Source organism: Pseudomonas sp. 382 (assembly GCF_002759075.1).
Taxonomy (GTDB): Bacteria; Pseudomonadota; Gammaproteobacteria; order Pseudomonadales; family Pseudomonadaceae; genus Aquipseudomonas; species Aquipseudomonas vlassakiae.
In genome coordinates this window covers 139,610-161,689 of sequence record NZ_PEMX01000002.1, presented here as the reverse complement: position 1 = coordinate 161,689, position 22,080 = coordinate 139,610, and the positions used below count along the sequence as shown (strand labels likewise).

Annotated in this window: 19 protein-coding genes and 1 pseudogene; 13 read left to right on the top strand and 7 right to left on the bottom strand. The window is 62.8% G+C overall.

The window, feature by feature from the left end; translation table 11 throughout:
- Window positions 1–106: 106 nt before the first annotated feature.
- Window positions 107–1,051 (bottom strand): choline ABC transporter substrate-binding protein, encoded by a 945-nt coding sequence (choX, locus tag CQW31_RS03670; protein ID WP_099813785.1) that lies wholly within the window; start codon window positions 1,049–1,051, stop codon window positions 107–109.
- A 146-nt stretch (window positions 1,052–1,197) separates the two neighbouring features.
- Here choX and CQW31_RS03665 point away from each other — a divergent pair, with 146 nt between their 5' ends.
- A complete protein-coding gene (locus CQW31_RS03665; protein WP_054886695.1) occupies window positions 1,198–2,142 on the top strand; it encodes a GlxA family transcriptional regulator in 945 nt (314 codons plus the stop codon).
- Between the two features lie 181 nt (window positions 2,143–2,323).
- Here CQW31_RS03665 and CQW31_RS03660 read toward each other — a convergent pair whose 3' ends face one another.
- Complete coding sequence (locus tag CQW31_RS03660; protein WP_054886694.1) at window positions 2,324–2,725, bottom strand: lysozyme inhibitor LprI family protein; 402 nt, start codon at window positions 2,723–2,725, stop codon at window positions 2,324–2,326.
- 284 nt (window positions 2,726–3,009) lie between these two features.
- On the opposite strand from CQW31_RS03660, the gene CQW31_RS03655 reads away from it, so the two are divergent.
- The 6 genes from CQW31_RS03655 (at window position 3,010) to CQW31_RS03630 (ending at window position 10,809) form a co-directional block, all read left to right on the top strand.
- Window positions 3,010–3,987, top strand: a complete 978-nt coding sequence (locus CQW31_RS03655) for a dipeptidase (RefSeq protein WP_016392223.1) — start codon at window positions 3,010–3,012, stop codon at window positions 3,985–3,987.
- A 76-nt stretch (window positions 3,988–4,063) separates the two neighbouring features.
- The gene (locus tag CQW31_RS03650) at window positions 4,064–4,594 is read left to right on the top strand and encodes a DUF5943 domain-containing protein (RefSeq protein ID WP_054886693.1); all 531 of its coding nucleotides are present in this window, start codon (window positions 4,064–4,066) and stop codon (window positions 4,592–4,594) included.
- 15 nt (window positions 4,595–4,609) lie between these two features.
- Window positions 4,610–6,670 (top strand): dimethylglycine demethylation protein DgcA, encoded by a 2,061-nt coding sequence (gene dgcA / locus CQW31_RS03645; protein WP_054886692.1) that lies wholly within the window; start codon window positions 4,610–4,612, stop codon window positions 6,668–6,670.
- Window positions 6,671–6,843: 173 nt separating this feature from the next.
- Entirely contained in the window at window positions 6,844–8,796 is a 1,953-nt protein-coding gene (gene dgcB, locus CQW31_RS03640; protein ID WP_054886045.1) for a dimethylglycine demethylation protein DgcB, read from the top strand.
- Complete coding sequence (locus CQW31_RS03635; RefSeq protein ID WP_054886044.1) at window positions 8,796–10,028, top strand: electron transfer flavoprotein subunit alpha/FixB family protein; 1,233 nt, start codon at window positions 8,796–8,798, stop codon at window positions 10,026–10,028. Before dgcB ends, CQW31_RS03635 begins: the two co-directional genes overlap by 1 nt.
- Before the next feature lie 10 nt (window positions 10,029–10,038).
- Window positions 10,039–10,809, top strand: a complete 771-nt coding sequence (locus CQW31_RS03630) for an electron transfer flavoprotein subunit beta (RefSeq protein ID WP_099813784.1) — start codon at window positions 10,039–10,041, stop codon at window positions 10,807–10,809.
- Between the two features lie 144 nt (window positions 10,810–10,953).
- Here CQW31_RS03630 and CQW31_RS03625 read toward each other — a convergent pair whose 3' ends face one another.
- Complete coding sequence (locus CQW31_RS03625; protein ID WP_054886042.1) at window positions 10,954–11,157, bottom strand: hypothetical protein; 204 nt, start codon at window positions 11,155–11,157, stop codon at window positions 10,954–10,956.
- A gap of 454 nt (window positions 11,158–11,611) precedes the next feature.
- Here CQW31_RS03625 and CQW31_RS03620 point away from each other — a divergent pair, with 454 nt between their 5' ends.
- Together CQW31_RS03620 and CQW31_RS03615 are read left to right on the top strand one after the other, a co-directional pair.
- Window positions 11,612–12,478 carry an RHS repeat-associated core domain-containing protein gene (locus tag CQW31_RS03620; protein ID WP_099813783.1) on the top strand — a complete coding sequence of 289 codons (867 nt, stop codon included), beginning with the start codon at window positions 11,612–11,614 and terminating at the stop codon, window positions 12,476–12,478.
- A 6-nt stretch (window positions 12,479–12,484) separates the two neighbouring features.
- Complete coding sequence (locus tag CQW31_RS03615; RefSeq protein ID WP_082433618.1) at window positions 12,485–13,204, top strand: RHS repeat-associated core domain-containing protein; 720 nt, start codon at window positions 12,485–12,487, stop codon at window positions 13,202–13,204.
- Window positions 13,205–13,251: 47 nt separating this feature from the next.
- On the opposite strand, the gene gbcA is transcribed toward CQW31_RS03615, so the two are convergent.
- Entirely contained in the window at window positions 13,252–14,544 is a 1,293-nt protein-coding gene (gene gbcA / locus CQW31_RS03610) for a glycine-betaine demethylase subunit GbcA (RefSeq protein WP_099813782.1), read from the bottom strand.
- 298 nt (window positions 14,545–14,842) lie between these two features.
- On the opposite strand from gbcA, the gene gbcB reads away from it, so the two are divergent.
- The gene (gbcB, locus tag CQW31_RS03605) at window positions 14,843–15,943 is read left to right on the top strand and encodes a glycine-betaine demethylase subunit GbcB (RefSeq protein WP_054886038.1); all 1,101 of its coding nucleotides are present in this window, start codon (window positions 14,843–14,845) and stop codon (window positions 15,941–15,943) included.
- A 145-nt stretch (window positions 15,944–16,088) separates the two neighbouring features.
- On the opposite strand, the gene CQW31_RS32010 is transcribed toward gbcB, so the two are convergent.
- On the bottom strand, window positions 16,089–16,952 hold the full coding sequence (locus CQW31_RS32010; protein ID WP_371263254.1) for a methyl-accepting chemotaxis protein: 864 nt from the start codon (window positions 16,950–16,952) through the stop codon (window positions 16,089–16,091).
- A pseudogene (locus CQW31_RS32005) lies at window positions 16,944–17,699 on the bottom strand (MCP four helix bundle domain-containing protein); the annotation flags it as partial. The gene CQW31_RS32010 and the pseudogene CQW31_RS32005, both read right to left, overlap by 9 nt.
- Before the next feature lie 289 nt (window positions 17,700–17,988).
- On the opposite strand from CQW31_RS32005, the gene CQW31_RS03595 reads away from it, so the two are divergent.
- From CQW31_RS03595 to CQW31_RS03585, 3 genes are all read left to right on the top strand, one after another.
- The gene (locus CQW31_RS03595; RefSeq protein WP_054886036.1) at window positions 17,989–18,219 is read left to right on the top strand and encodes a hypothetical protein; all 231 of its coding nucleotides are present in this window, start codon (window positions 17,989–17,991) and stop codon (window positions 18,217–18,219) included.
- Window positions 18,216–18,518: a cell division protein ZapA gene (locus CQW31_RS03590; protein WP_054886035.1), complete on the top strand. Its 303-nt coding sequence runs from the start codon at window positions 18,216–18,218 to the stop codon at window positions 18,516–18,518. Before CQW31_RS03595 ends, CQW31_RS03590 begins: the two co-directional genes overlap by 4 nt.
- Window positions 18,519–18,727: 209 nt before the next feature.
- Window positions 18,728–20,665 (top strand): methyl-accepting chemotaxis protein, encoded by a 1,938-nt coding sequence (locus CQW31_RS03585; RefSeq protein ID WP_099813781.1) that lies wholly within the window; start codon window positions 18,728–18,730, stop codon window positions 20,663–20,665.
- A 118-nt stretch (window positions 20,666–20,783) separates the two neighbouring features.
- On the opposite strand, the gene CQW31_RS03580 is transcribed toward CQW31_RS03585, so the two are convergent.
- Window positions 20,784–21,824 carry a low specificity L-threonine aldolase gene (locus CQW31_RS03580; protein ID WP_099813780.1) on the bottom strand — a complete coding sequence of 347 codons (1,041 nt, stop codon included), beginning with the start codon at window positions 21,822–21,824 and terminating at the stop codon, window positions 20,784–20,786.
- Between the last annotated feature and the right edge of the window lie 256 nt (window positions 21,825–22,080).

The following is a 22,080-nucleotide window of genomic DNA, read 5'->3' as shown; positions in this document are numbered from 1 at the left end:
TGTCTGTGCTGGCCTATTCGCGGGCACGCCCGCTCCCACAGGATCAATGTGACCCTGAGCTTTGCGCTGTACCTGTGGGAGCGGGCGAGCCCGCGAAAGGGCCCTGTCAGTTGGCGGTGAGCTTGAGGTTGTCCGCAGCCGGCTTGCCATCGAAGGTGGTCACCCCCTCAAGCCAGCGGGCCTTGTCCCCGGGGTGATCCTTGAGCCACTGACGGGCCGATTCCAGCGCGTCCTTGTGGTCGAGCAGCGGCTGCATCATGCGGCTCTCGTCCTCGGCGCTGAAGTTCAGGTTGGCCAGCAGGCGGTGGGCGTTGGGGCAGCGTTCGGCGTAGTCCGGCGCGGTCACCGTCCACACCGTGGCACGGCCTTCGTCCGGGCCCAGGGCGTCCTGGCTGTCGCCGAGGTAGGCCATGTCGATATTCACGTTCATCGGGTGTGGCGCCCAGCCGAAGAACACTACCGCTTCCTTGCGCCGCACGGCGCGGTCGACGGCGGCGAGCATGCCGGCTTCGCTGGACTCGACCAGCTGGAACTTGCCCAGCTCGAACTGGTTCTTGCTGATCATGGCCTTGATCTGGGTGTTGGCACCGGAGCCGGGTTCTATACCGTAGATCTTGCCGCCCAGCTCTTTCTCGAACTTGTGAATGTCGGCGAAGGTTTTCAGGCCCTTGTCATACAGGTATTTCGGCACGGCGAGGGTGGCCCGGGCGTCTTCCAGGCTGGGTTTTTCAAGGACCTTGACCTGGTTGGCGTCGACGAACGGGGTGATGGTCTGGGTCATGATCGGGTTCCAGTAACCCAGGAACATGTCCAGGCGCTTGTCGCGGATGCCGGCGAAGATGATCTGCTGCGAGGCGCTGGTCTGCTTGGTCTGGTAACCCAGGCCGTCGAGCAGCACCTGGGCCATGGCGCTGGTGGCGATGACGTCGGTCCAGTTGACCACGCCAAGGCGCACGTTCTTGCAGGCCGCGGGCTCGGCGGCGTAAAGCGGGGCGGCGGCGATGCTGCTCAGGGCAAGGGACAACAGGCTGCGGCGGATCAAGCGATGCATGGTGGCTCTCCATCGGCAGGACATTTTTTATAGGGGCCGGCCTCTCTGGGCCGTGTGAACACGCTACGCTGCTGCCAGGGGCGAAAATCGCACCCTGGCGACCAAGATTTGCACGGAGGCGACCACCTTCAGCCGTGGAGCATGCAATGCCGCAACTGATTCATTTCCTGTTGTTGCCGGGGTTCTCGGCGATGGGCTTCATCAGCGCACTGGAACCCCTGCGCGTGGCCAACCGCTTCAAGGGGCCGTCGTACCGCTGGCGCGTGCTGAGCCTGGATGGCGGGGCGGTGCAGGCGAGCAACGGCATGTCGGTGAATGCCGATGGCGCGTTGGGGGAGGGTGAGGCGGGCGGCGTGCTGCTGATCGTCGCCGGCTTCGAGCCGCTGGCTTGTTATGGTCCGAAGCTGCAGCAGGCGCTGCGTCGGCTCGATCATGATGGGGTGATCCTTGGCGGAATCGACACCGGCCCGGTGGTGCTGGCCGAGGCCGGCTTGCTCGATGGCTACCGTGCAACCTTGCACTGGGAGGCGCTGGACGCGTTCAAGGAACGCTATCCACGTTTGCAGGTGACCCAGGAGCTGTTCGAGATCGACCGGCGTCGTATCACCTGTGCCGGAGGCACCGCATCGATCGACCTGATGCTGGACCTGATCGCCCAGGCCCATGGCAGCGAGCTGGCGGTGCAGGTGTCCGAACAGTTCGTGCTCGGGCGCATCCGCCCGCGCCAGGACCACCAGCGCATGCAGATCGCCAGCCGCTACGGCATCAACAACAAGAAGCTGGTCAAGGTGATCGGCGAGATGGAGCGCAATATCGAGCAGCCGCTCAATACCCAGGTGCTGGCCGATGCGGTGCAGGTGACCCGGCGGCAGCTGGAGCGGCTGTTCCGCTTGCACCTGGACGACACGCCCAGCGGCTTCTATCTGCGCTTGCGGCTGGACAAGGCACGGCAGCTGTTGCGCCAGACCGACATGAGCGTGCTGGAAGTGGCGGTGGCGTGCGGGTTCGAGTCGGCTTCCTACTTTACCCGCTGCTACCGGGGGCGGTTCGAGCAGTGTCCGCGGGAGGACCGGTTGGCCCGGGTAGTCTGATGCTCTCCTGTGCCGGCCCTTTCGCGGGTAAACCCGCTCCCACAGGTGCACCATTGTCCTTGAGACTTGCGCAGTCAGGGTGGGAGCGGGTTTACCCGCGAAGAGGCAGGTGCACCATTGTCCTTGAGACGTGCGCAGTCAATGTGGGAGCGGGTTTACCCGCGAAGAGGCCGGAGCAGGATTATTGCTGGCCGATGGACTGCAGGTACTCCGAGCGGTCATCGCTGCGCTGCGCCACGCAGGTATCCCAGGCCGCCTGGAACGCCTTACTGCCGGGTTTCTCGGCATAGGTCTCGACCTTGCAGTCGGCATCCCGCAGCTGCGCCCACAGTTTCTCGGCGGCGTCCATGCGCCCGACCAGGGCGGTCGCCTTGTCGCCTTCGTCGGCATACTGGTCGCGAATGCGCTGGATCAGGTCGTCATAGGCCGCTTTCAGTTCGCGCTCGGCGGTCTGCTTGTTGAATGTCGCGCAAGCAAAGGTCTGCTGGTCGCTTTCGACGTTGTCGCACGGGGTGCTTTCTTCCTCGCCGGCGTGGGCGCCCGAGACGACCGCCAGCAGTACCAGCCATGCCATTGATTTCATCCGTTTTCTCCTTAACAGGCTGACGAATCGGCTGGATTCTCGCTCAGCCGCAGACAAGACGATAGCTCCCTGACGAAATGTTCATGAAGTGGCGTGAGATGTCGTTATCGAGACTGTCTCTCATCGCCAGGCGGCGCGCCAGAGGGCGCGATGTCGCGCATTGACGCTTTCGGCAAACCCCCTGTCGTTTTTGCACCGGGGCGTCGCAGGGCACAGGCATATGCTGGCCCCAAAGCGCCGACAGAAGATTTGGCGCGGCCCATATCAACAAAGGGGACAGCCTGATGAGCCCAGCCGAACTTCACGCCGACAGCATCGTCATTGACGGCCTGATCATTGCCAAATGGAACCGCGAGCTGTTCGAGGACATGCGCAAGGGCGGGCTGACTGCGGCCAACTGCACGGTGTCGGTCTGGGAAGGCTTCAAGGCGACTGTGGACAACATCGCCGCCAGCCAGAAGCTGATCCGCGACAACAGCGACCTGGTGATGCCGGTGCGCACCACCGCCGACATCCGCAAGGCCAAGGAACTGGGCAAGACCGGCATCCTTTTCGGCTTCCAGAACGCCCATGCGTTCGAAGACCAGATCGCCTACGTCGACGTGTTCAAGCAGCTGGGCGTGGGTATCGTGCAGATGTGCTACAACACCCAGAACCTGGTCGGCACCGGTTGCTACGAGCGTGACGGCGGCCTGTCGGGCTTCGGTCGCGAGATCGTCGCCGAGATGAACCGCGTCGGCATCATGTGCGACCTGTCCCACGTCGGTTCCAAGACCTCCGAGGAAGTGATTCTCGAATCGAAGAAGCCGGTCTGCTACTCCCACTGCCTGCCTTCGGGCCTGAAGGAACACCCGCGCAACAAGTCTGACGCCGAGCTGAAGTTCATCGCCGACCACGGCGGCTTCGTTGGCGTGACCATGTTCGCGCCGTTCCTGGCCAAGGGCATCGACTCGACCATCGACGACTACGCCGAGGCCATCGAGTACACCATGAACATCGTCGGTGAAGACGCCATCGGTATCGGTACCGACTTCACCCAGGGCCACGGCCAGGACTTCTTCGAGTACCTGACCCACGACAAGGGCTACGCCCGTCGCCTGACCAACTTCGGCAAGATCATCAACCCGCTGGGCATTCGCACTGTCGGCGAATTCCCCAACCTCACCGAGACCTTGCTCAAGCGCGGCCATTCCGAGCGCGTGGTGCGCAAGATCATGGGCGAGAACTGGGTCAACGTCCTCAAGGACGTCTGGGGCGAGTAAGCCGCTCTCCAAGCCTGATAGCCCCTGCCAGCAACGCCGGGGCACCCACATAAAAATTTTATGGAGTTGAGTTTCCATGGCCAAGATCGCCCCGCAATTGCCAATCGAAGTCGACAGCGAGACCGGTGTCTGGACCAGCGACGCCCTGCCGATGCTGTATGTGCCGCGCCATTTCTTCGTCAACAACCACATGGGCATCGAGGAAGTGCTGGGCGCTGACGCCTACGCCGAGATCCTCTACAAGGCCGGCTACAAGTCGGCCTGGCACTGGTGCGAGAAAGAGGCCGAATGCCATGGCCTGGAAGGCGTGGCGGTGTTCGAGCACTACATGAAGCGCCTGAGCCAGCGTGGCTGGGGCCTGTTCGAGATCCAGGACATCGACCTGGACAAGGGCACCTGCAGCGTCAAGCTCAAGCATTCCGCATTCGTGTACGTCTATGGCAAGTGCGGCCGCAAGGTCGACTACATGTTCACCGGCTGGTTCGCCGGCGCCATGGACCAGATTCTCGCTGCCCGCGGCAGCTCGATCCGCACCGTGGCCGAGCAGGTCTACGGCGGTTCGGAAGAAGGCCACGAAGATGGCCTGTTCGTCGTCAAGCCGTTGTAAGCCGGAGAAAGCGTCATGGCATTCGAAGCAATGTTCCAGCCGATCCAGATCGGCAAACTGACCATCCGCAACCGCGTGCTCAGCACCGCGCATGCCGAGGTCTACGCCACTGACGGCGGCATGACCACCGACCGCTACGTGAAGTACTACGAAGAGAAGGCCAAGGGCGGCATCGGCCTGGCGATCTGCGGCGGCTCGTCCGTGGTGGCCATCGACAGCCCGCAGGAATGGTGGTCGTCGGTCAACCTGTCGACCGACCGCATCATCCCGCACTTCCAGAACCTCGCTGACGCCATGCACAAGCATGGCGCCAAGATCATGATCCAGATTACCCACATGGGCCGTCGCTCGCGCTGGGACGGCTTCAACTGGCCTACCCTGATGTCGCCATCGGGCATCCGTGAACCCGTGCACCGCGCCACCTGCAAAACCATCGAGGTGGAAGAGATCTGGCGGGTCATCGGCAACTATGCGCAGGCTGCGCGTCGTGCCAAAGAGGGCGGCCTGGATGGCGTGGAACTGTCGGCCGTGCACCAGCACATGATCGACCAGTTCTGGAGCCCGCGGGTCAACAAGCGTACCGACGAATGGGGCGGTACCTTCGAAGGCCGCATGAAGTTCGGCCTGGAAGTGCTCAAGGCGGTGCGGGCCGAAGTCGGCGACGACTTCTGCGTGGGCATGCGTATCTGCGGTGACGAGTTCCACCCCGATGGCCTCAGCCACGAGGACATGAAGCAGATCGCCGCCTACTACGATGCCACCGGCATGATCGACTTCATCGGCGTGGTCGGTTCGGGTTGCGATACCCACAACACCCTGGCCAACGTCATCCCCAACATGAGCTACCCGCCAGAGCCGTTCCTGCACCTGGCCGCCGGCATCAAGGAAGTGGTCAAGGTTCCGGTGCTGCACGCGCAGAACATCAAGGACCCGAACCAGGCCACACGTATCCTCGAAGGCGGCTACGTCGACATGGTCGGCATGACCCGCGCGCACATTGCCGACCCGCATCTGATCGCCAAGATCAAGATGGGCCAGATCGACCAGATCAAGCAGTGCGTCGGTGCCAACTACTGCATCGACCGCCAGTACCAGGGCCTGGATGTGCTGTGCATCCAGAACGCCGCGACCTCCCGTGAATACATGGGCGTGCCGCACATCATCGAGAAGACCACCGGGCCGAAACGCAAGGTGGTCATCGTCGGCGCCGGCCCTGCCGGCATGGAGGCGGCCCGCGTGGCGGCCGAGCGCGGCCACGACGTCACCGTGTTCGAGAAGAAGGACCAGATCGGCGGGCAGATCACCATCGCCGCCAAGGCACCGCAGCGCGACCAGATCGCAGGCATCACCCGCTGGTACCAGCTGGAGTTCGCCCGCCTGAAGATCGACCTGCGCCTGGGTACCGCCGCTGACGTGGCGACCATCCAGGACCTGCGCCCGGATATCATCGTGCTCGCGGTTGGCGGCCATTCGTTCCTTGAGCAGAACGAACACTGGGGCGCTGCCGAAGGGCTGGTGGTCAGTAGCTGGGACGTGCTCGACGGCAAGGTTGCGCCGGGCAAGAACGTGCTGGTGTACGACACCATCTGCGAATTCACCGGCATGTCGGTGGCCGACTTCATCGCCGACAAGGGCAGCCAGGTCGAGATCGTCACCGACGACATCAAACCGGGCGTGGCCATGGGCGGTACGACCTTCCCGACCTACTACCGCAGCATGTACCCGAAAGAAGTGATCATGACCGGCGACATGATGCTGGAAAAGGTCTACCGCGAAGGCGACAAGCTGGTGGCGGTGCTGGAGAACGAATACACCGGTGCCAAGGAAGAACGTGTCGTCGACCAGGTGGTAGTGGAAAACGGCGTGCGTCCTGACGAGCAGCTGTACTACGCGCTGAAGGAAGGGTCGCGCAACAAGGGCCAGATCGACGTGGAGGCGCTGTTCGCCATCAAGCCGCAGCCGATCCTCAGCCAGCCGGGCGAGGGCTACCTGCTGTACCGCATCGGCGACTGCGTGGCCCAGCGCAACGTGCATGCGGCGATCTACGACGCCTTGCGCCTGTGCAAGGACTTCTGATCGCACTGTCGGCACACACCGGCCCCTGTGGGAGCGGGCGAGCCCGCGAAAGCGTCAGCATGAACAACAGAGTTGTCTGATCTGACGCATTCGCGGGCACGCCCGCTCCCACAGGGCCTGTGCAGGATTCCAGGGGCCTGAACCCCTTGCAACCGCTGTTGTGGGAGCCTCCCATGTTGAACACCCTTCTACCCATCCTGCTGTTCGCTGCCCTTGGCCTGGCAGTGCTCGGCGCCCTGCGCCGGGTGCGCATGTGGCGCCGTGGCCGGCCGAGCAAGGTCAACCTGATCGGCGGCCTGCTGGCCATGCCGCGGCGTTACCTGGTCGACCTGCACCACGTGGTCGAGCGCGACAAGTACATGTCCAAGACCCACGTGGCCACTGCCGGTGGCTTCGTGCTGTCGGCTGCGCTGGCGATCCTGGTGCACGGCTTCGGCCTGCAGAGCAAGATCCTCGGCTACGCGCTGCTGGTGGCCACCGTGATCATGTTCACCGGCGCCATCTTCGTCTTCAAGCGCCGCCTGAACCCGCCTGCGCGCCTGTCCAAGGGCCCTTGGATGCGCCTGCCCAAGAGCCTGTTGGTATTCGCTGCCAGCTTCTTCATCGCCACCTTGCCGGTCGCCGGCATCCTGCCGGCCAATACCGGCGGCTGGGTGATGGTCGGCATTCTCGGCCTGGGTGTGCTGTGGGGCGTGTCGGAGCTGTTCTTCGGCATGACCTGGGGCGGCCCGATGAAACACGCCTTCGCCGGTGCCTTGCACCTGGCCTGGCACCGCCGTGCCGAGCGCTTCGGCGGCGGCCGCTCCACCGGCCTCAAGCCGCTCGACCTGGAAGACCCGAACGCGCCGCTGGGTGTGGAAAAGCCGGTGGATTTCACCTGGAACCAGCTGCTCGGCTTCGATGCCTGCGTGCAGTGCGGCAAATGTGAAGCCATGTGCCCGGCGTTCGCCGCCGGCCAGCCGCTGAACCCGAAAAAACTCATCCAGGACATGGTCATCGGCCTGGCCGGTGGCAGTGACGCCAACTTTGCCGGCAGCCCTTACCCAGGCAAGCCACTGGGTGAACACAGCGGCAACCCGCACCAGCCGATCGTCAACGGCTTGGTCGATGCCGAGACGCTGTGGTCGTGCACCACCTGCCGGGCCTGCGTCGAGGAATGCCCGATGATGATCGAGCACGTCGATGCCATCGTCGACATGCGCCGCCACCTGACTCTGGAAAAGGGCGCGACCCCGAACAAGGGCGCCGAGGTGCTGGAAAACCTGATCGCCACCGACAACCCTGGCGGCTTCGCCCCCGGCGGGCGAATGAACTGGGCGGCCGACCTCAACCTGCAGCTGCTGTCGGAGGTGAAGTCCACCGAGGTGCTGTTCTGGGTCGGTGACGGTGCCTTCGACATGCGTAACCAGCGCACCCTGCGTTCGTTCGTCAAGGTACTCAAGGCTTCCGGTGTGGACTTCGCCGTGCTCGGCCTGGAAGAGCGCGACAGCGGCGACGTGGCGCGCCGCCTGGGCGATGAAGCGACCTTCCAGCAACTGGCCAGGCGCAATATCCAGACCTTGGCCAAGTACAAGTTCCAGCGCATCGTCACCTGCGACCCGCACAGCTTCCACGTGCTGAAGAACGAGTACGGCGCGCTGGGCGGTGACTACCAGGTGCTGCACCACAGCACCTACATCGCCGAACTGATCGCGGCCAGGAAGTTGAACCTCGGCCAACACAAAGGTGGCAGCGTCACCTACCACGACCCGTGCTACCTGGGCCGTTACAACGGTGAATACGAAGCCCCGCGTGAAGTGCTCAAGGCGCTGGGTATCGAAGTGCGCGAAATGGCGCGTTCGGGCTTCCGTTCCCGGTGCTGCGGTGGTGGCGGCGGTGCGCCGATCACCGACATCCCTGGCAAACAGCGGATTCCGGACATGCGCATGGACGATATCCGCGAGACCGAGGCCGAGCTGGTGGCTGTGGGTTGCCCACAATGCACCGCGATGCTCGAAGGTGTGGTTGAACCGCGTCCCCAGATCAAAGACCTCGCCGAGCTGGTGGCGGATGTGCTGATCGAAGAGGAAGCTGCCGCGGCCCCAAAGTCGCCAACGGTTAAACGCGAACCTGCGGAGGTGCACTGATGAGCGAGATTATCCGCCGCGACCCACGCGCCGAGTGGATCGCCCGTAACCGTCTGCATCCGCTGCATGCGGCGATGCAGACGCAACAGACCCGCTGGATGGGGCCCAACGGCCTGATCCGCAAGAATCCCCATGCGCTTGCCGCAGGTTTCATCGGTCCGGCCGGGCTCAAGCGCATCGACCGCAGCGGTGCCCAGCAGGGCACTGGTGTCGGCGGGCGGCGTACGGCGGCAGCCGAAGTACAGCTACCGCTGCACCAGGTTCCGGCGCCGGCGTTCTACATCGCCGTGGTACCGGACATGGTCGGTGGCCGCCTGAGCAGCCACGACCGCGACCTGCTGGGCCTGGCCCATGGCCTGGCCGGCAGCGACGGCGCAGTGCTGGCGGTGGTGTTTGGTGAACACAAGGAAAGCAACTTTTCCACAGCCGGTGTCGATCGCCTGCTGGTGCTCGATGGCGAGGCATTCGAAGGTTATGCACCAGAGCAACGGGTGCAGGGGCTGCGGGCTGTGGATAACCAGTTCGCTCCGCGTCACTGGCTGCTGCCCGATAGCCGCAGCGGCGGCGGCGAGCTGGGCCGGCGCCTCGGTGCGTCGCTCGGCGAGCGCCCGGCGACGCGTGTCTGGCAGGTCAAGGACGGCCAGTGCATCGGCCGCGCCGGCGCCGGCCAGCAAGACCTGCAACGTGCTGTGCCCCGCCTGATCCTGGGGGCGGCGGAGTGTGCCGAGCCGGTCAGCGAAACCCGTCACGAAGCGCTGCCGGTGGAGTTGTCCACAAGCGTGGTGCGTAGCCTGTCGCGCATCGAGGACCTGGGTGCGGTGGCGGTCGACCCGGCGACCATCGCCATGGCCGAGGCCGAATTCATCGTCTCGGGCGGCAACGGCGTCAAGGACTGGGACCTGTACCACAAGGCCACTGCGGCCCTCGGCGCCACCGAAGGCGCCTCGCGGGTGGCGGTGGACGACGGCTTCATGCCGCGCAACCGCCAGGTCGGTGCCACCGGCACCTGGGTGACTGCGCGGGTCTATGTGGCTGTGGGTATCTCTGGCGCGATCCAGCACCTGCAGGGCATCGGCGCCTGCGACAAGGTGGTGGCGATCAACATGGACCCGGGTTGCGACATGATCAAACGGGCCGACCTGTCGGTGATTGGCGACAGTTCGGCGATTCTCAAGGCACTGATCGAGGCTGTGGACAACTTCCGCAGCGGCGGCCAGCGCGACGCGGCTTAAGGGCACGAGCATGAGTACGAAAGTGATCAGCCTGGTTTCCATCGGTGCCCACCCCAGCTCCGGGCGAGCTCGCCGCGCCGAGCAGGACGCCCGCGCCGTGGAGCTGGGCCTGCAGCTGGCTGGGGATAACTTGCAGGTGGTGCATGCCGGCGACCCTCGGGAAGAGGCACTGCGCGCCTACCTGGGCATGGGCCTGGGCCATCTGGACGTGCTGGAACAGCCGGCAGGGGCCGATGTGCTGGGCGTGCTGGGTGATTACCTGCGCGATGCTGGCGCTCAGCTGGTGCTGACCGGCAGCCAGGCCGAGACCGGTGAAGGGTCGGGCATGCTGCCGTTCCTGCTGGCCGAGAAGCTCGGCTGGCCGCTGGTGGTAGGGCTGGCTGAAGTGGAGTCGATCGACAACGGCACTGCTCAGGTATTGCAGGCCTTGCCGCGCGGTCAGCGGCGTCGGCTTAAGGTGCGCCTGCCGTTGCTGGCGACTGTGGATAACGCAGCGCCCAAGCCACGCCAGAGCGCCTTCGGCCCGGCGCGCCGGGGTGTGCTGGCGGCGCGCAATGTGGCGATCGTCGAGGATGAACTGCTGGCTGACGCCGAGCTGCAACCGGCGCGGCCAAGGCCCAAGCGGCTCAAGGTGATCAAGGCCAAGAGCGGTGCGGACCGGATGAAGGCAGCCACGGCCAAGGCCAGTGGTGGCGGTGGCAAGGTGCTGAAGGATGTTTCTCCACAGGAAGGCGCCGAAGCCATTCTCAAGCTGCTGGTGGAGGAGGGTGTCTTGCGCTGAGCCTGACCGCACTTTTTTGTAGGAGCGGCCTTGTGTCGCGAAAGGGCTGCGCAGCGGCCCCAGGATGTCAGCGCAATTGCACATATTGCTGGGGCTGCTTTGCAGCCCTTTCGCGACACGAGGCCGCTCCTATAAAAACAGCGGTTATTGCCGGACCACGTTGAACGCCCATTTCGCCAGCCTTTCGGTCACCGGCAGGAACGACACCCGCTCCCCCGCCGACAATCCCCCGTTCACCGCTGCACAACGCAACACCAGGTAGTTCCACGCTTGCCCCTCGGCGCGGATTACCCCCAATCCGTTGCCTTCATCGAACCATTTCACCGTCCCATTCAGGCGCCTGTGCATAAGTTATTCCTGAGTAGTGCCAAAATAGTGGCACCCACTGAAGCACAAGGGGCGATCTGGCGAAACTGGCAAAAATGTCAGGTGCAACGGAATTTTGCCCACGGAATCTGTTCGCCAAGGTGTGGATAAAGTGTTTGTGCTTCGCTGCAGGCCCTGAAGCCAAAGGGATTCAGGGTGTTGATCAAAGAACGTCCAACTCACTCGAAAATTGCTAAATCCATGATGAATTGCTGTTTTTTGTATTTATCCACAGGTCAGTTGCAGAGTTGTTCAGGAATTCTGTTTATCGACCTGTGGACAAGGTGTTCGATAATCTCTGTGGCCCTTTAAAACAAAGGGATTCAGGGCTTTGATCAATATTTGACCAGGTCGACCTGTCAGTTTTACCAGTACCCAAATGTGATCGTCGGCGTCATTGTCGACGTTACGAAATTCAGGGGCCGAGCGCTGAGCAATGAGACGATCCTGCTTGTTGGTGGCAGATATGCAGCGTGCGGCTCAGGGCGCTGTAGGTAACCAATGCTCGTATGAAAGGGCTTTCACTCCTTATGGATACGCGCCAATTGCACCTGGTCCGCTGACCGCGTTTGCTGGCCAACGTCTTGACCCTCTGACAGCGTGTTATCACCTTGGCAACGGCCACCGGCTATATGGGCCCGGCCTGATGCGTTTTCTCAGTCCCGATAATCTGAGTCCCTTTGGCCAGGGTGGACTCAATTCCTACGCCTATTGCGCTGGAAACCCCATCAACTACATCGACCCCTCTGGCAAGTTCTGGACTGTTCTGGGGTCAATCGAAATGACCAGATCCACATCAGTTGCAGCTTATGTCGGCCTCAACCTTGCTGCGTTGACGAGCAGAATCCAGAGCCGCTCGGCGCTTTGGGCCAGTCGACAGCTCATGGTCGAGTCTGCGTTGGTACTGACCGGAGTGGGCATGCTGTTCAGCGGCTCGCAAAGGTTGGAGCCAGTCGCCTTGGGCATGATAAGTCTTGGCAATGCGTCGTCGATCATCAAGTCCGGAGTCACCATCGCAAGAAATTTGGCGGGTGGCTTGAGGCAGGTTGCGAGCGTGGCCGGGCAGAATCTCAGGTATGTATCCGGTTTTGAGGTTTTGCCTGTTAAGGCCCGGTCAGCGCCCACTTCACCACCTCCCCAAGTGCAACTGGCTCAGCAACCTGCCGGGCATGTCGTGATCAATGTCAACCCGAAGGTCGTGAACATTGATATGTCTCGACAGCCTTCTCCAGCGGAATCCGCCAGCAGCATCAGGAGCGAGAGACGGCACTCCACAGAAACACACGAAAATACCCGACTGTGATTTTCCATGGACGCGCGTACCTTCACTGTCTACGGTACTTTTCATGGCATGCCCAACTCGCGCCTGGCATTCTGCGGCGAATATCGAGACCCTTTGACTGGCCATTATCATCTTGGCCGCGGCCATCGTACCTACGACCCATTACTGATGAGATTCCATAGCGCTGATGCCCTGAGCCCCTTCGGTATAGGCGGCATCAATGCGTACAGCTATTGCTCCGGCGATCCTGTCAATCGAGTCGATCGCAATGGCGCATTCTCCTTACCGAACTCACTTTTCCTGACAGCCTTGGCAGAGGGTGCCCTCAACGTCATCGATGGGGTCTTGTCAGCGCTCAAGGTAGTCGTACAGGGGCGTTTGCAAAATGCCGCGCCTTCACTTACCCAGCAACTTCAGGTACTCGCCAAGACACACAAGGGTACTTTGAAAGTGACTGCATCGGCTTTGGTCTGGTCCGAACTAGGCAGTCCAAGCGTTCCATTGATAAAGGACAGTATCGTGGTGGGGGCTGCGGCCACCAGCCTCGGTGTCACGGAGCGCTTGCTGAATATCCAGCAGCATGCGGCTGTGGTGGTGCCCTATCTGTGGCAGTCACCAGCCCAGTTGCCCAGTGTAGCCGTTGAAGCACTGGGGATCCTGACAGGGGTAACCCCGGTGCTGACGGCAGGCAAAAATGTCATGCAGAGGATTCGTGGGAACGCGGTAGATCTGCCTGCTCGTGGATGAGCCAAGCACCAGGCAGCCAATCGCTTGCCTGCCTGGTTCGACCCTGGCTATTGCGCCTGCACTTCCTTCAGATACGGCGCCGGCTCCGCCCCGAGGTTGTTCAACATCCGCTGGCTGTACCAGTCAATGAAGTTGACCACACCAAACTCGTAAGTCTTCGAGTACGGCCCAGGCTGGTACGCAGTGGAGTTGATCCCGCGCTGGTTCTCTTCGGCCAGGCGGCGGTCCTGGTCGTTGGTGGCGTCCCACACCTTGCGCATGTGCTCCGGGTCGTAGTCCACGCCTTCCACGGCATCCTTGTGCACCAGCCACTTGGTGGTGACCATGGTTTCCTGGGCGCTGATCGGCCACACGGTGAAGACGATCATGTGGTCGCCCATGCAGTGGTTCCACGAGTGCGGCAGGTGCAGGATGCGCATCGAGCCCAGGTCCGGGTTCTTGATGCGGCCCATCAGCTTCTGGCAGGCCTGCTTGCCGTCCATGGTCATCGACACGGTGCCCTTGAGCAGCGGCATGCGCACGATGCGGTTACGCAGGCCGTGGCTCTTGTGCAGGTACGGGATCTTCTCGGCTTCCCAGGCAGCGGCGGAGGCGGCCACGTGGTCCTTGAAGGCCTGGTCGGCGCGAGGGTCGTTGGTGTCGTCCCACTCCAGCAGGGTTTGCAGCAGTTCTGGGTGGGAACCGGAGCAGTGGTAGCACTCGCGGTTGTTTTCCAGCACCAGCTTCCAGTTGGCCTTTTCCATCAAGGTGGTCTGCACCGCCACCTTGGTGTTCTCCATGTCGTACGGTTCCATGTAGTGGTCCAGGGTGGCCAGGAACTCGTCGATAGCCGGTGGGTTTTCCGCCAGGCTGATGAAGATATAGCCGCCGGCCACCTTCACGTGCACAGGCTTGAGGCCGTATTGCTTCATGTCGAAATCGGCGCCCATTTCGGTGCCCGCGAACAGCAGGCGACCGTCCAGCTCATAGGTCCACTGGTGGTAGTGGCAGACCAGCTTGGCCACCTTGCCTTTGTCGCTCACGCACAAACGCGAACCGCGGTGGCGGCAGACGTTATGGAAGGCGTGTACCTTGCCTTCGGCACCCCGCACCACGAGGATCGGGTTCTTGCCGATCTGCAGCGTGATGTAGTTGCCCTTGGCCGGGATCTCGCAGGTCATGCTGGCGATCAGCCATTCCTTCTGGAAGATCTCCTGCATGTCGATCTGGAACAGACGCTCGTCGGTGTAGAACGGCTGGGGCAGCGAGTAGGTGCGCTCGCGGGTCTGCAGCATCTCGGCGGTGGCCTTGCGTGCAGGTTCCAGTGGATCGCCCAGGCTCAGGGTTGCGGTGACGTCCATCGTGTATTCCTCGGGGCCGTGCGCGGCCGGCTAAAGGTGGCTAATCGTTGTTGTGGTGCCGCAAGGCTGCTTTTCGCAAACAAACAGCTGGTTGTTTTGCCGTGGAGTGTGCGTCCGAAGGCGCCATGAACCGTATCCATGGGCGACATGGCCGATTTGAATTACGACGCGCCAGCCCTTGTAGCGCGGGGCTGGTCGCGATAAGCACGCCGATGTCGCTGGCAGGAATGTACGTCGCTCACGGCTTGCGCATTATCGGAGCCATAAAAAGGGCCATAGTCGGCCGCTGGAGATGAACATGTCCGATACCTTCCTCAATCCGGTCACCACCCAGACCTGGGCCAACGGCCGCCACATCGTGCGCTGCGTCAAGGTCATCCAGGAGACCTGGGACGTGCGCACCTTCTGCTTCATGGCCGACCAGCCGATCATGTTCTTCTTCAAGCCCGGGCAGTTCGTCACCCTGGAGCTTGAGATCGAAGGCAAGCCGGTGATGCGTTCGTACACCATTTCCAGTTCGCCGTCGGTGCCCTACAGCTTCTCGATCACGGTCAAGCGCGTACCGGGCGGGCTGGTGTCCAACTTCCTCCACGACACCATGCACGAAGGCGCCGAGCTGCCGGTGCATGGCCCGGTGGGGTTGTTCAACGCCATCGATTTCCCGGCGGGCAAGGTGCTGTACCTCTCCGGTGGCGTAGGCATCACCCCGGTGATGTCGATGGCGCGCTGGTTTTACGACACCAACGCCAACGTCGACATGGTGTTCGTGCACAGCGCCCGTTCGCCGAAGGACATCATCTACCACCGCGAGCTGGAACAGATGGCGTCGCGCATTCCCAACTTCAGCCTGCACATCATCTGCGAGAAGCATGGGCTGGGTGAGCCTTGGGCGGGCTACCGCGGTTACCTCAACCAGCGCCTGATGGAGCTGATCGCGCCGGACTACATGGAGCGCGTGGTGTTCTGCTGCGGCCCGACGCCGTACATGACTGCGGTCAAGCGCATGCTCGAAGCGGTCGGCTTCGACATGAAGAACTACCACGAGGAGTCGTTCGGCGCGACGCCCCCTGAGGCCAAGGCCGATGCCGTGGAACATGCCGAGCAGGCGGCCGACGCACCGGAAGTGGATGCATCGGACCTCAACCTGGTGGAGTTCATCGGCAGCGAGAAGAGCATTCGCGTCGCCCCGGGCGAGACCGTGCATGCAGCGGCAGCGAAGGTTGGCCTGATGATCCCGAAAGCCTGCGGCATGGGCATCTGCGGGACCTGCAAGGTGCTCAAGCTGGGCGGCGAGGTGGAGATGGAGCACAACGGCGGGATTACCGAGGACGACGAAGCCGAGGGCTACATCCTGTCGTGCTGCAGTGTGCCGAAGGGGGATGTGCGGATCGATTACTGATCCGAGATTGCCGGGGCTGCTTCGCAGCCCTTTCGCGACACAAGGCCGCTCCCACAGGTACTGCGCAGATTGAAGGCCTGCGCGGTACCTGTGGGAGCGGCCTTGTGTCGCGAAAGGGCCGCAAAGCGGCCCCGGCATTTTGAAGTCAGGTGCGGAACCGAGCCACCAGGCCATTGAGGTCCACCGCCAAACGCGACAGCTCGGCACTCGCTGCGCTGGTCTGATGCGCCCCGGTAGCACTCTGCACCGACAGGTCATTGATGTTCACCAGGTTGCGGTCTACTTCCCGCGCCACCTGCGCCTGCTCTTCCGCCGCGCTGGCGATCACCAGGTTGCGCTCGTTGATCTGCGCCACAGCCCCGGCAATGGTATCCAGAGCCATGCCCGCACCCTTGGCGATATTCAGCGTCGATTCGGCGCGCTCGGTGCTGGTGCGCATCGATTCCACCGCCTCTTCGGTACCGCCCTGAATGCTGCCGATCATGCGCTCGATCTCGCTGGTCGACTGCTGGGTGCGGTGCGCCAGTGCCCGCACTTCATCCGCCACCACGGCAAACCCCCGCCCGGCCTCACCGGCACGCGCCGCTTCGATCGCCGCGTTCAGCGCCAGCAGGTTGGTCTGGTCGGCCAGGCCGCGGATCACGTCGAGGACCTTGCCGATATCACGCGACTGTTCGGCCAGGTGGGTGATCAGCCTGGCGGTGGCCTGCACGTCGCCGCTCATGCGCTCGATGGCACCCACGGTTTCCATGACCAGGTCACGTCCGTCGCCGGCCGAGCGGCTGGCTTCGCTTGAAGCTTCCGAAGTGCTGACCGCGTTGCGCGCCACTTCTTCCACGGCGCTGGTCATCTCGGTAACGGCGGTGGCCGCCTGTTCGATTTCATTGTTCTGCTGCTGCAGGCCGCGGGCGCTTTCGTCGGTGACGCAGTTCAGTTCCTCGGCTGCGGAGGCCAGCTGGGTGGCGGAACCGGCGATCAGTTGCAGAGTGTCGCGCAGCTTGTCCTGCATGCGCGCCATGGCGCGCTGCAGACGGGCTGCTTCGTCGGTACCTTCGGCGCGGATGACTTTTGTCAGGTCGCCGTCGGCCACCTGCTCGGCGGCCTGCAGCGCTTCTTCGATCGGCTTGACGATGCTGCGGGTCAGCAGGAAGGCGCAGAGGAAGGTCAGCGCCGTGGCGGCAATCAACAGGCCGATCACCAGGGCGAACGCAGTGTCGTACTGCTGGGCGGCGGTTGCGTTGGTGGCGCGGGTCTGCTCGGTGTTGATCTGGACCAGGGTCTCCATGACCTTGTTGATCTGCTCGGAATTGGCCAGCAGGTCGCGGTTGAGCAAGTCACGCAATTCGTCGAGGCGGTCGGCCTGGCTCAGGCTGCGCATGCGCGACTCGAGCTGGCGGTACTGGTTGAGCAGCTGGGTGTACTGCTCGAAGGCGGCACGCTCGTCGGCTGCCGTGATCATTGGCAGGTAGGCCTGGCGGGCACGGTCGATCTGGGCGTTGCGCTGGTCCAGCAGGTTGAGGGTGTCGCGCTGGGTTTCTGCTTCGCGGTTGAGCAGCAGCCGGTAGGACAATGAGCGCAGGCGCAGGTTGAGCGCAGCCAGTTCGTCGAGCGTCTTGATGCTGGGCACGCTATTGACTTCAATGGTTACGCCGGCCTGTCGGATGTTGCCCATCTGCATGAGCGAGAAGATACCGAGGCCGAGCATGAGCGCGCCGATCAGAGCGAACCCGAGCAACGCGCGCGGTGCAATGTTCATGTTGCGTAGTGACATGGAGAGAGTCCAGGCTGGGTGGGGTGGCGCGGTCCATGCGACGGAATATGACCTACCTGTCTATCGGTCGTGACTGAACAGTCTTGAGGATGACCACATGAAACTTTTCAGCTCGCTGGCCCATTACCTGACCGGCGGTTGATCCAGGTCGGAACAAGGGGCCAGATACCCTGTCAATCTGCGGGTTAGAAACCTTGAGAATCCGATATTTAATGGCGGGGGCTCACGCTTTTCTTTATCGTGTGCGCCCTTTGCAACAACCCGAGATAGACCCATGCTGGAAGCCTCCCTGAATCAACTCGAGCAACTGGTCAGCGACCTGATGCAGAAAAACGCTCAACTCACCGAGCAGAACACCGCCCTCGACCAGGCACTGGCCCAGGCCAAGGAAGAAAACGAAACCCTGCAACTGTCGCTGATGGAGCAGGAAGAGAAGCACGGCGCCACCGCCGCGCGCATCCAAGCGCTGGTTGAACGCGCCAGCGCTGGCGTCGTCGGCGCATGAGACTGCAAGCGCAGCCGATCAATGTCGTGTCGATTCTTGGCAGCGACTATTCGATCAAGGCGCCCGCAGGCCAGGAAGAAACCTTGGCCCAGGCCGTGCGGATGCTCAACACCGCGCTGAGCGAGACCAAACGCCAGTACCCGACCCTGATCGGCGACAAGTTGCTGGTGCTGGCCGCGCTGAACCTGTGTTCCAAGCAGGTCGAACTGCAAAAGGAACATCAGCAGACCCTCGAGCGTACCCAGGCGCAGATCGACGCCACGGTGGACGCCATCGTCAAGACTATTGCTGAGTCCTGATCGAATGCTGGGGGGGCGCGTTGCGCCCCTTTCCGACCCGTCCGGCGCCCCGGCAAGGCCGCACCTGCAACGCAAACGCGATCTCCTGTAGGAGCGGCCTTGTGTCGCGAAAGGACTGCAAAGCAGTCCCATTGTTCCAGATCACTGGATTAACTGAATACGCAAGTGTATACACTTCCCGCAAAACAATAATGAGCGGGGAACAGGGCATGCGTATCTGGCGTAAAAGCATCCAGTGGCAATTGATTGCAAGCATGGGTGCCGCCCTGCTGGCGAGCATCCTGGTGGTGGTGATCATCTTCACGGTGGCACTCAACCGCCTGACCGAACGTTACCTGGTCGACACCGCATTGCCGGCCAGCATCGAAGCCATCCGCAACGACATCGAGCGCATGCTCGGCCAGCCTCTGGTGGCTGCAGCCGACATTGCCGGTAATACGCTGCTGCGCGATTGGCTTGCCGCTGGCGAAAACCCCGCTCAAACCCCGCAATTCCTCGAATACCTGCAGGCTGCCAAGCAACGCAACCATGCGTTCACCACGCTGTTCGCCTCGACCGAAACGGGCAACTACTACAACGAGAATGGCCTGGACCGCATCCTCAGTCGCGCCAACCCCAATGACAAATGGTTCTACGGCTACATCGACAGCGGCGCCGAACGCCTGGTGAATATCGACATCGATCACGCCACGGGTGAGCTGGCGTTGTTCATCGACTACCGCGTGGAAAAGGCCGGCAAGCTGGTCGGCGTAGCCGGCATGGGCCTGCGCATGACCGAACTGTCGAAACTCATTCACGACTTCAGTTTCGGCGAGCACGGCAAAGTCTTCCTGGTGCGCAATGACGGCCTGATCCAGGTGCATCCGGACGCGGCCTTCAGCGGCAAGCGTCAGCTCGCCGAACAACTCGGCGCAGAAGCTGCCAAGGCGGTGATGACCGGTGGTGAAGGCCTGCGCAGTAGCCGCTTCAACCGCGACGGTGAAAGCTACCTGGCGCTCGGCCTGCCTCTGCGCGACCTCAACTGGACCCTGGTGGCCGAGGTACCGGAGCAGGAAATTTACGCGCAGATGCACCAGACGGTGGGGCTGACCAGCCTGATCGGCGGCAGCGTGGCCCTTGTGTCGCTGCTGCTGGTGGTGCTGCTGGCGCGTGGCCTGGTGCGGCCGATCCGCCGCGTCACCGCCGCGCTGGTACAGATCGGCAGTGGCGGTGGCGACCTCAGCCACCGGCTGGACGATGCCCGTCAGGATGAGCTGGGCGATCTTGCCCGTGGCTTCAATCGCTTCCTCGACAGCCAGCGTGGCCTGATCGGTGAAGTGTTGCGCACCAGCGAGCGCCTGCACCAGTCAGTAGAGCAAGTGACCCAGGTGGTGAATAACACTGCCGAGCGCTCCGGCCGGCAGCAGGAAATGACCGAGATGGTCGCCACCGCCGTGCACGAGATGGGCCTGACTGTACAGGACATCGCCCGCAATGCTGGCGATGCGGCGCAGGCATCGCAATCGGCGCGGGATGAGGCGCTGCAGGCGCGCGAAGTGGTGCGCCGCTCGATCCAGGGCATCGAGGGCATGTCCGGGGATATCGGCAAGGCTGCCGATGCGGTCAGCCAGTTGGCCGATGAGGTCGCCTCGATCGATCAGGTGTTGGCGGTGATTCGCAGTATTTCCGAACAGACCAACCTGTTGGCGCTGAACGCTGCCATCGAGGCGGCCAGGGCAGGGGAGATGGGCCGCGGGTTTGCCGTGGTGGCTGACGAAGTGCGGACGTTGGCCCGGCGTACACAGCTGTCCACCGATGAAGTGCAGCAGATGATCCAGCGCCTCAAGCAGGGCGCGGGTTCTGCCGTGAGTTCGATGCAGGCGGGGCAGCAGGCGACTGGCAGTGGTGTGGCATCCAGCCAGCGTACTGGCGCGTCTTTGGGCGCGATTACCGACCAGGTCGAGCACATCAGCGACATGAACCACCAGGTGGCCACGGCGACCGAAGAGCAGTCGGCGGTGACCGAAGAGATCAACCGCACGGTGCAGGGGATTTCTGATTTGGCCCGGGAGACGGCGGCCGAGGTGCAAGGGTGTCGGGAGGAGTGCCAGGCGCTGCGTGGCCTGGCTGATGACCTGGCGCGGCAGATGGGTGGGTTCAAGCTCTAGATTGCCGGGGCCGCTTCGCGGCCCTTTCGCGACACAAGGCCGCTCTTACAGGTAATGCGTTCCCCTGTAGGAGCGGCCTTGTGTCGCGAAAGGAGGGCGAAGCCCTCCCGGCAATCTGTCAGGCGGTGATGATGCTGCGGATATCCGCCGCCAGTTCACGCACACGCTCTTGCTCGGTATCCCACGAGCACATGAACCGCGCCCCACCGCTACCAATGAAGGTATAGAACCGCCAGCCCTTGCTGCGCAGCGCTTCAATGGCAGGCTCCGGCATCTGCAGGAACACCCCGTTCGCCTCCACCGGGAACATCAGCTCGACCCCCGGCAGGTCACTCACCAGCGAGGCCAGCAACTGCGCGCAATGGTTGGCGTGATTGCCATGGCGCAGCCAGGCGCCATTTTCCAGCAAACCGACCCACGGCGCCGACAAGAAGCGCATCTTCGATGCCAGCTGCCCGGCCTGCTTGCAGCGGTAGTCGAAGTCCTCGGCCAGCTGGCGGTTGAAGAACAGGATCGCCTCGCCCACCGCCATGCCGTTCTTGGTGCCGCCAAAGCACAGCACATCGACGCCAGCCTTCCAGGTCAGCTCGGCCGGGCTGCAGCCAAGGAATGCGCAGGCATTGGTGAAGCGCGCGCCGTCCATGTGCAGGTTCAGGCCAAGCTCCTTGCAGGTGGCGCTGATCGCCCTGAGCTCGTCGGGGCGGTAGACGGTGCCGACTTCGGTGGCTTGGGTGATGGTGACCACGCGTGGCTTGGGGTAGTGGATGTCCTGGCGCTTGAGCGCCACTTCGCGGATCGACTCGGGCGTCAGCTTGCCATTGACGCTGGGCGCGGTCAGCAGCTTGGAGCCGTTGGAAAAGAACTCTGGCGCGCCGCATTCGTCGGTTTCGACGTGGGCGGTCTCGGAGCAGATCACGCTGTGGTAGCTCTGGCACAGCGAGGCCAGGGCCAGGGAGTTGGCGGCGGTGCCGTTGAAGGCGAAGAACACCTCGCAGTCGGTTTCGAACAGGTTGCGGAAGTACTCCGATGCACGCTCGGTCCACTGGTCGTCGCCGTAGGCGCGGTCGTGGCCCTGATTGGCCTTTTCCATTGCGGCCCAAGCTTCGGGGCAGATGCCGGAATAGTTGTCGCTGGCGAATTGTTGGCTCTTGTCTGTCATGGCACTGTCCTGTGAACGACGCAGACCAGCACTCTAAACCATCGATTCAGCAGTTGCCTATACAAGCTGTGCGCGACCTGATTTTGCCTGTCCCGGCCCTTTCGCGGGCACGCCCGCTCCCACAGGGTTTCCATTGGCCTGCAAGCTTGCGCAAGGCCTGTGGGAGCGGGCGAGCCCGCGAACAAGCCAACACCACAACGAATGTCGTAAACGCGCCATTGCAAGGCGTGCGCAGGCATCTGACCCGCCCCGCCCA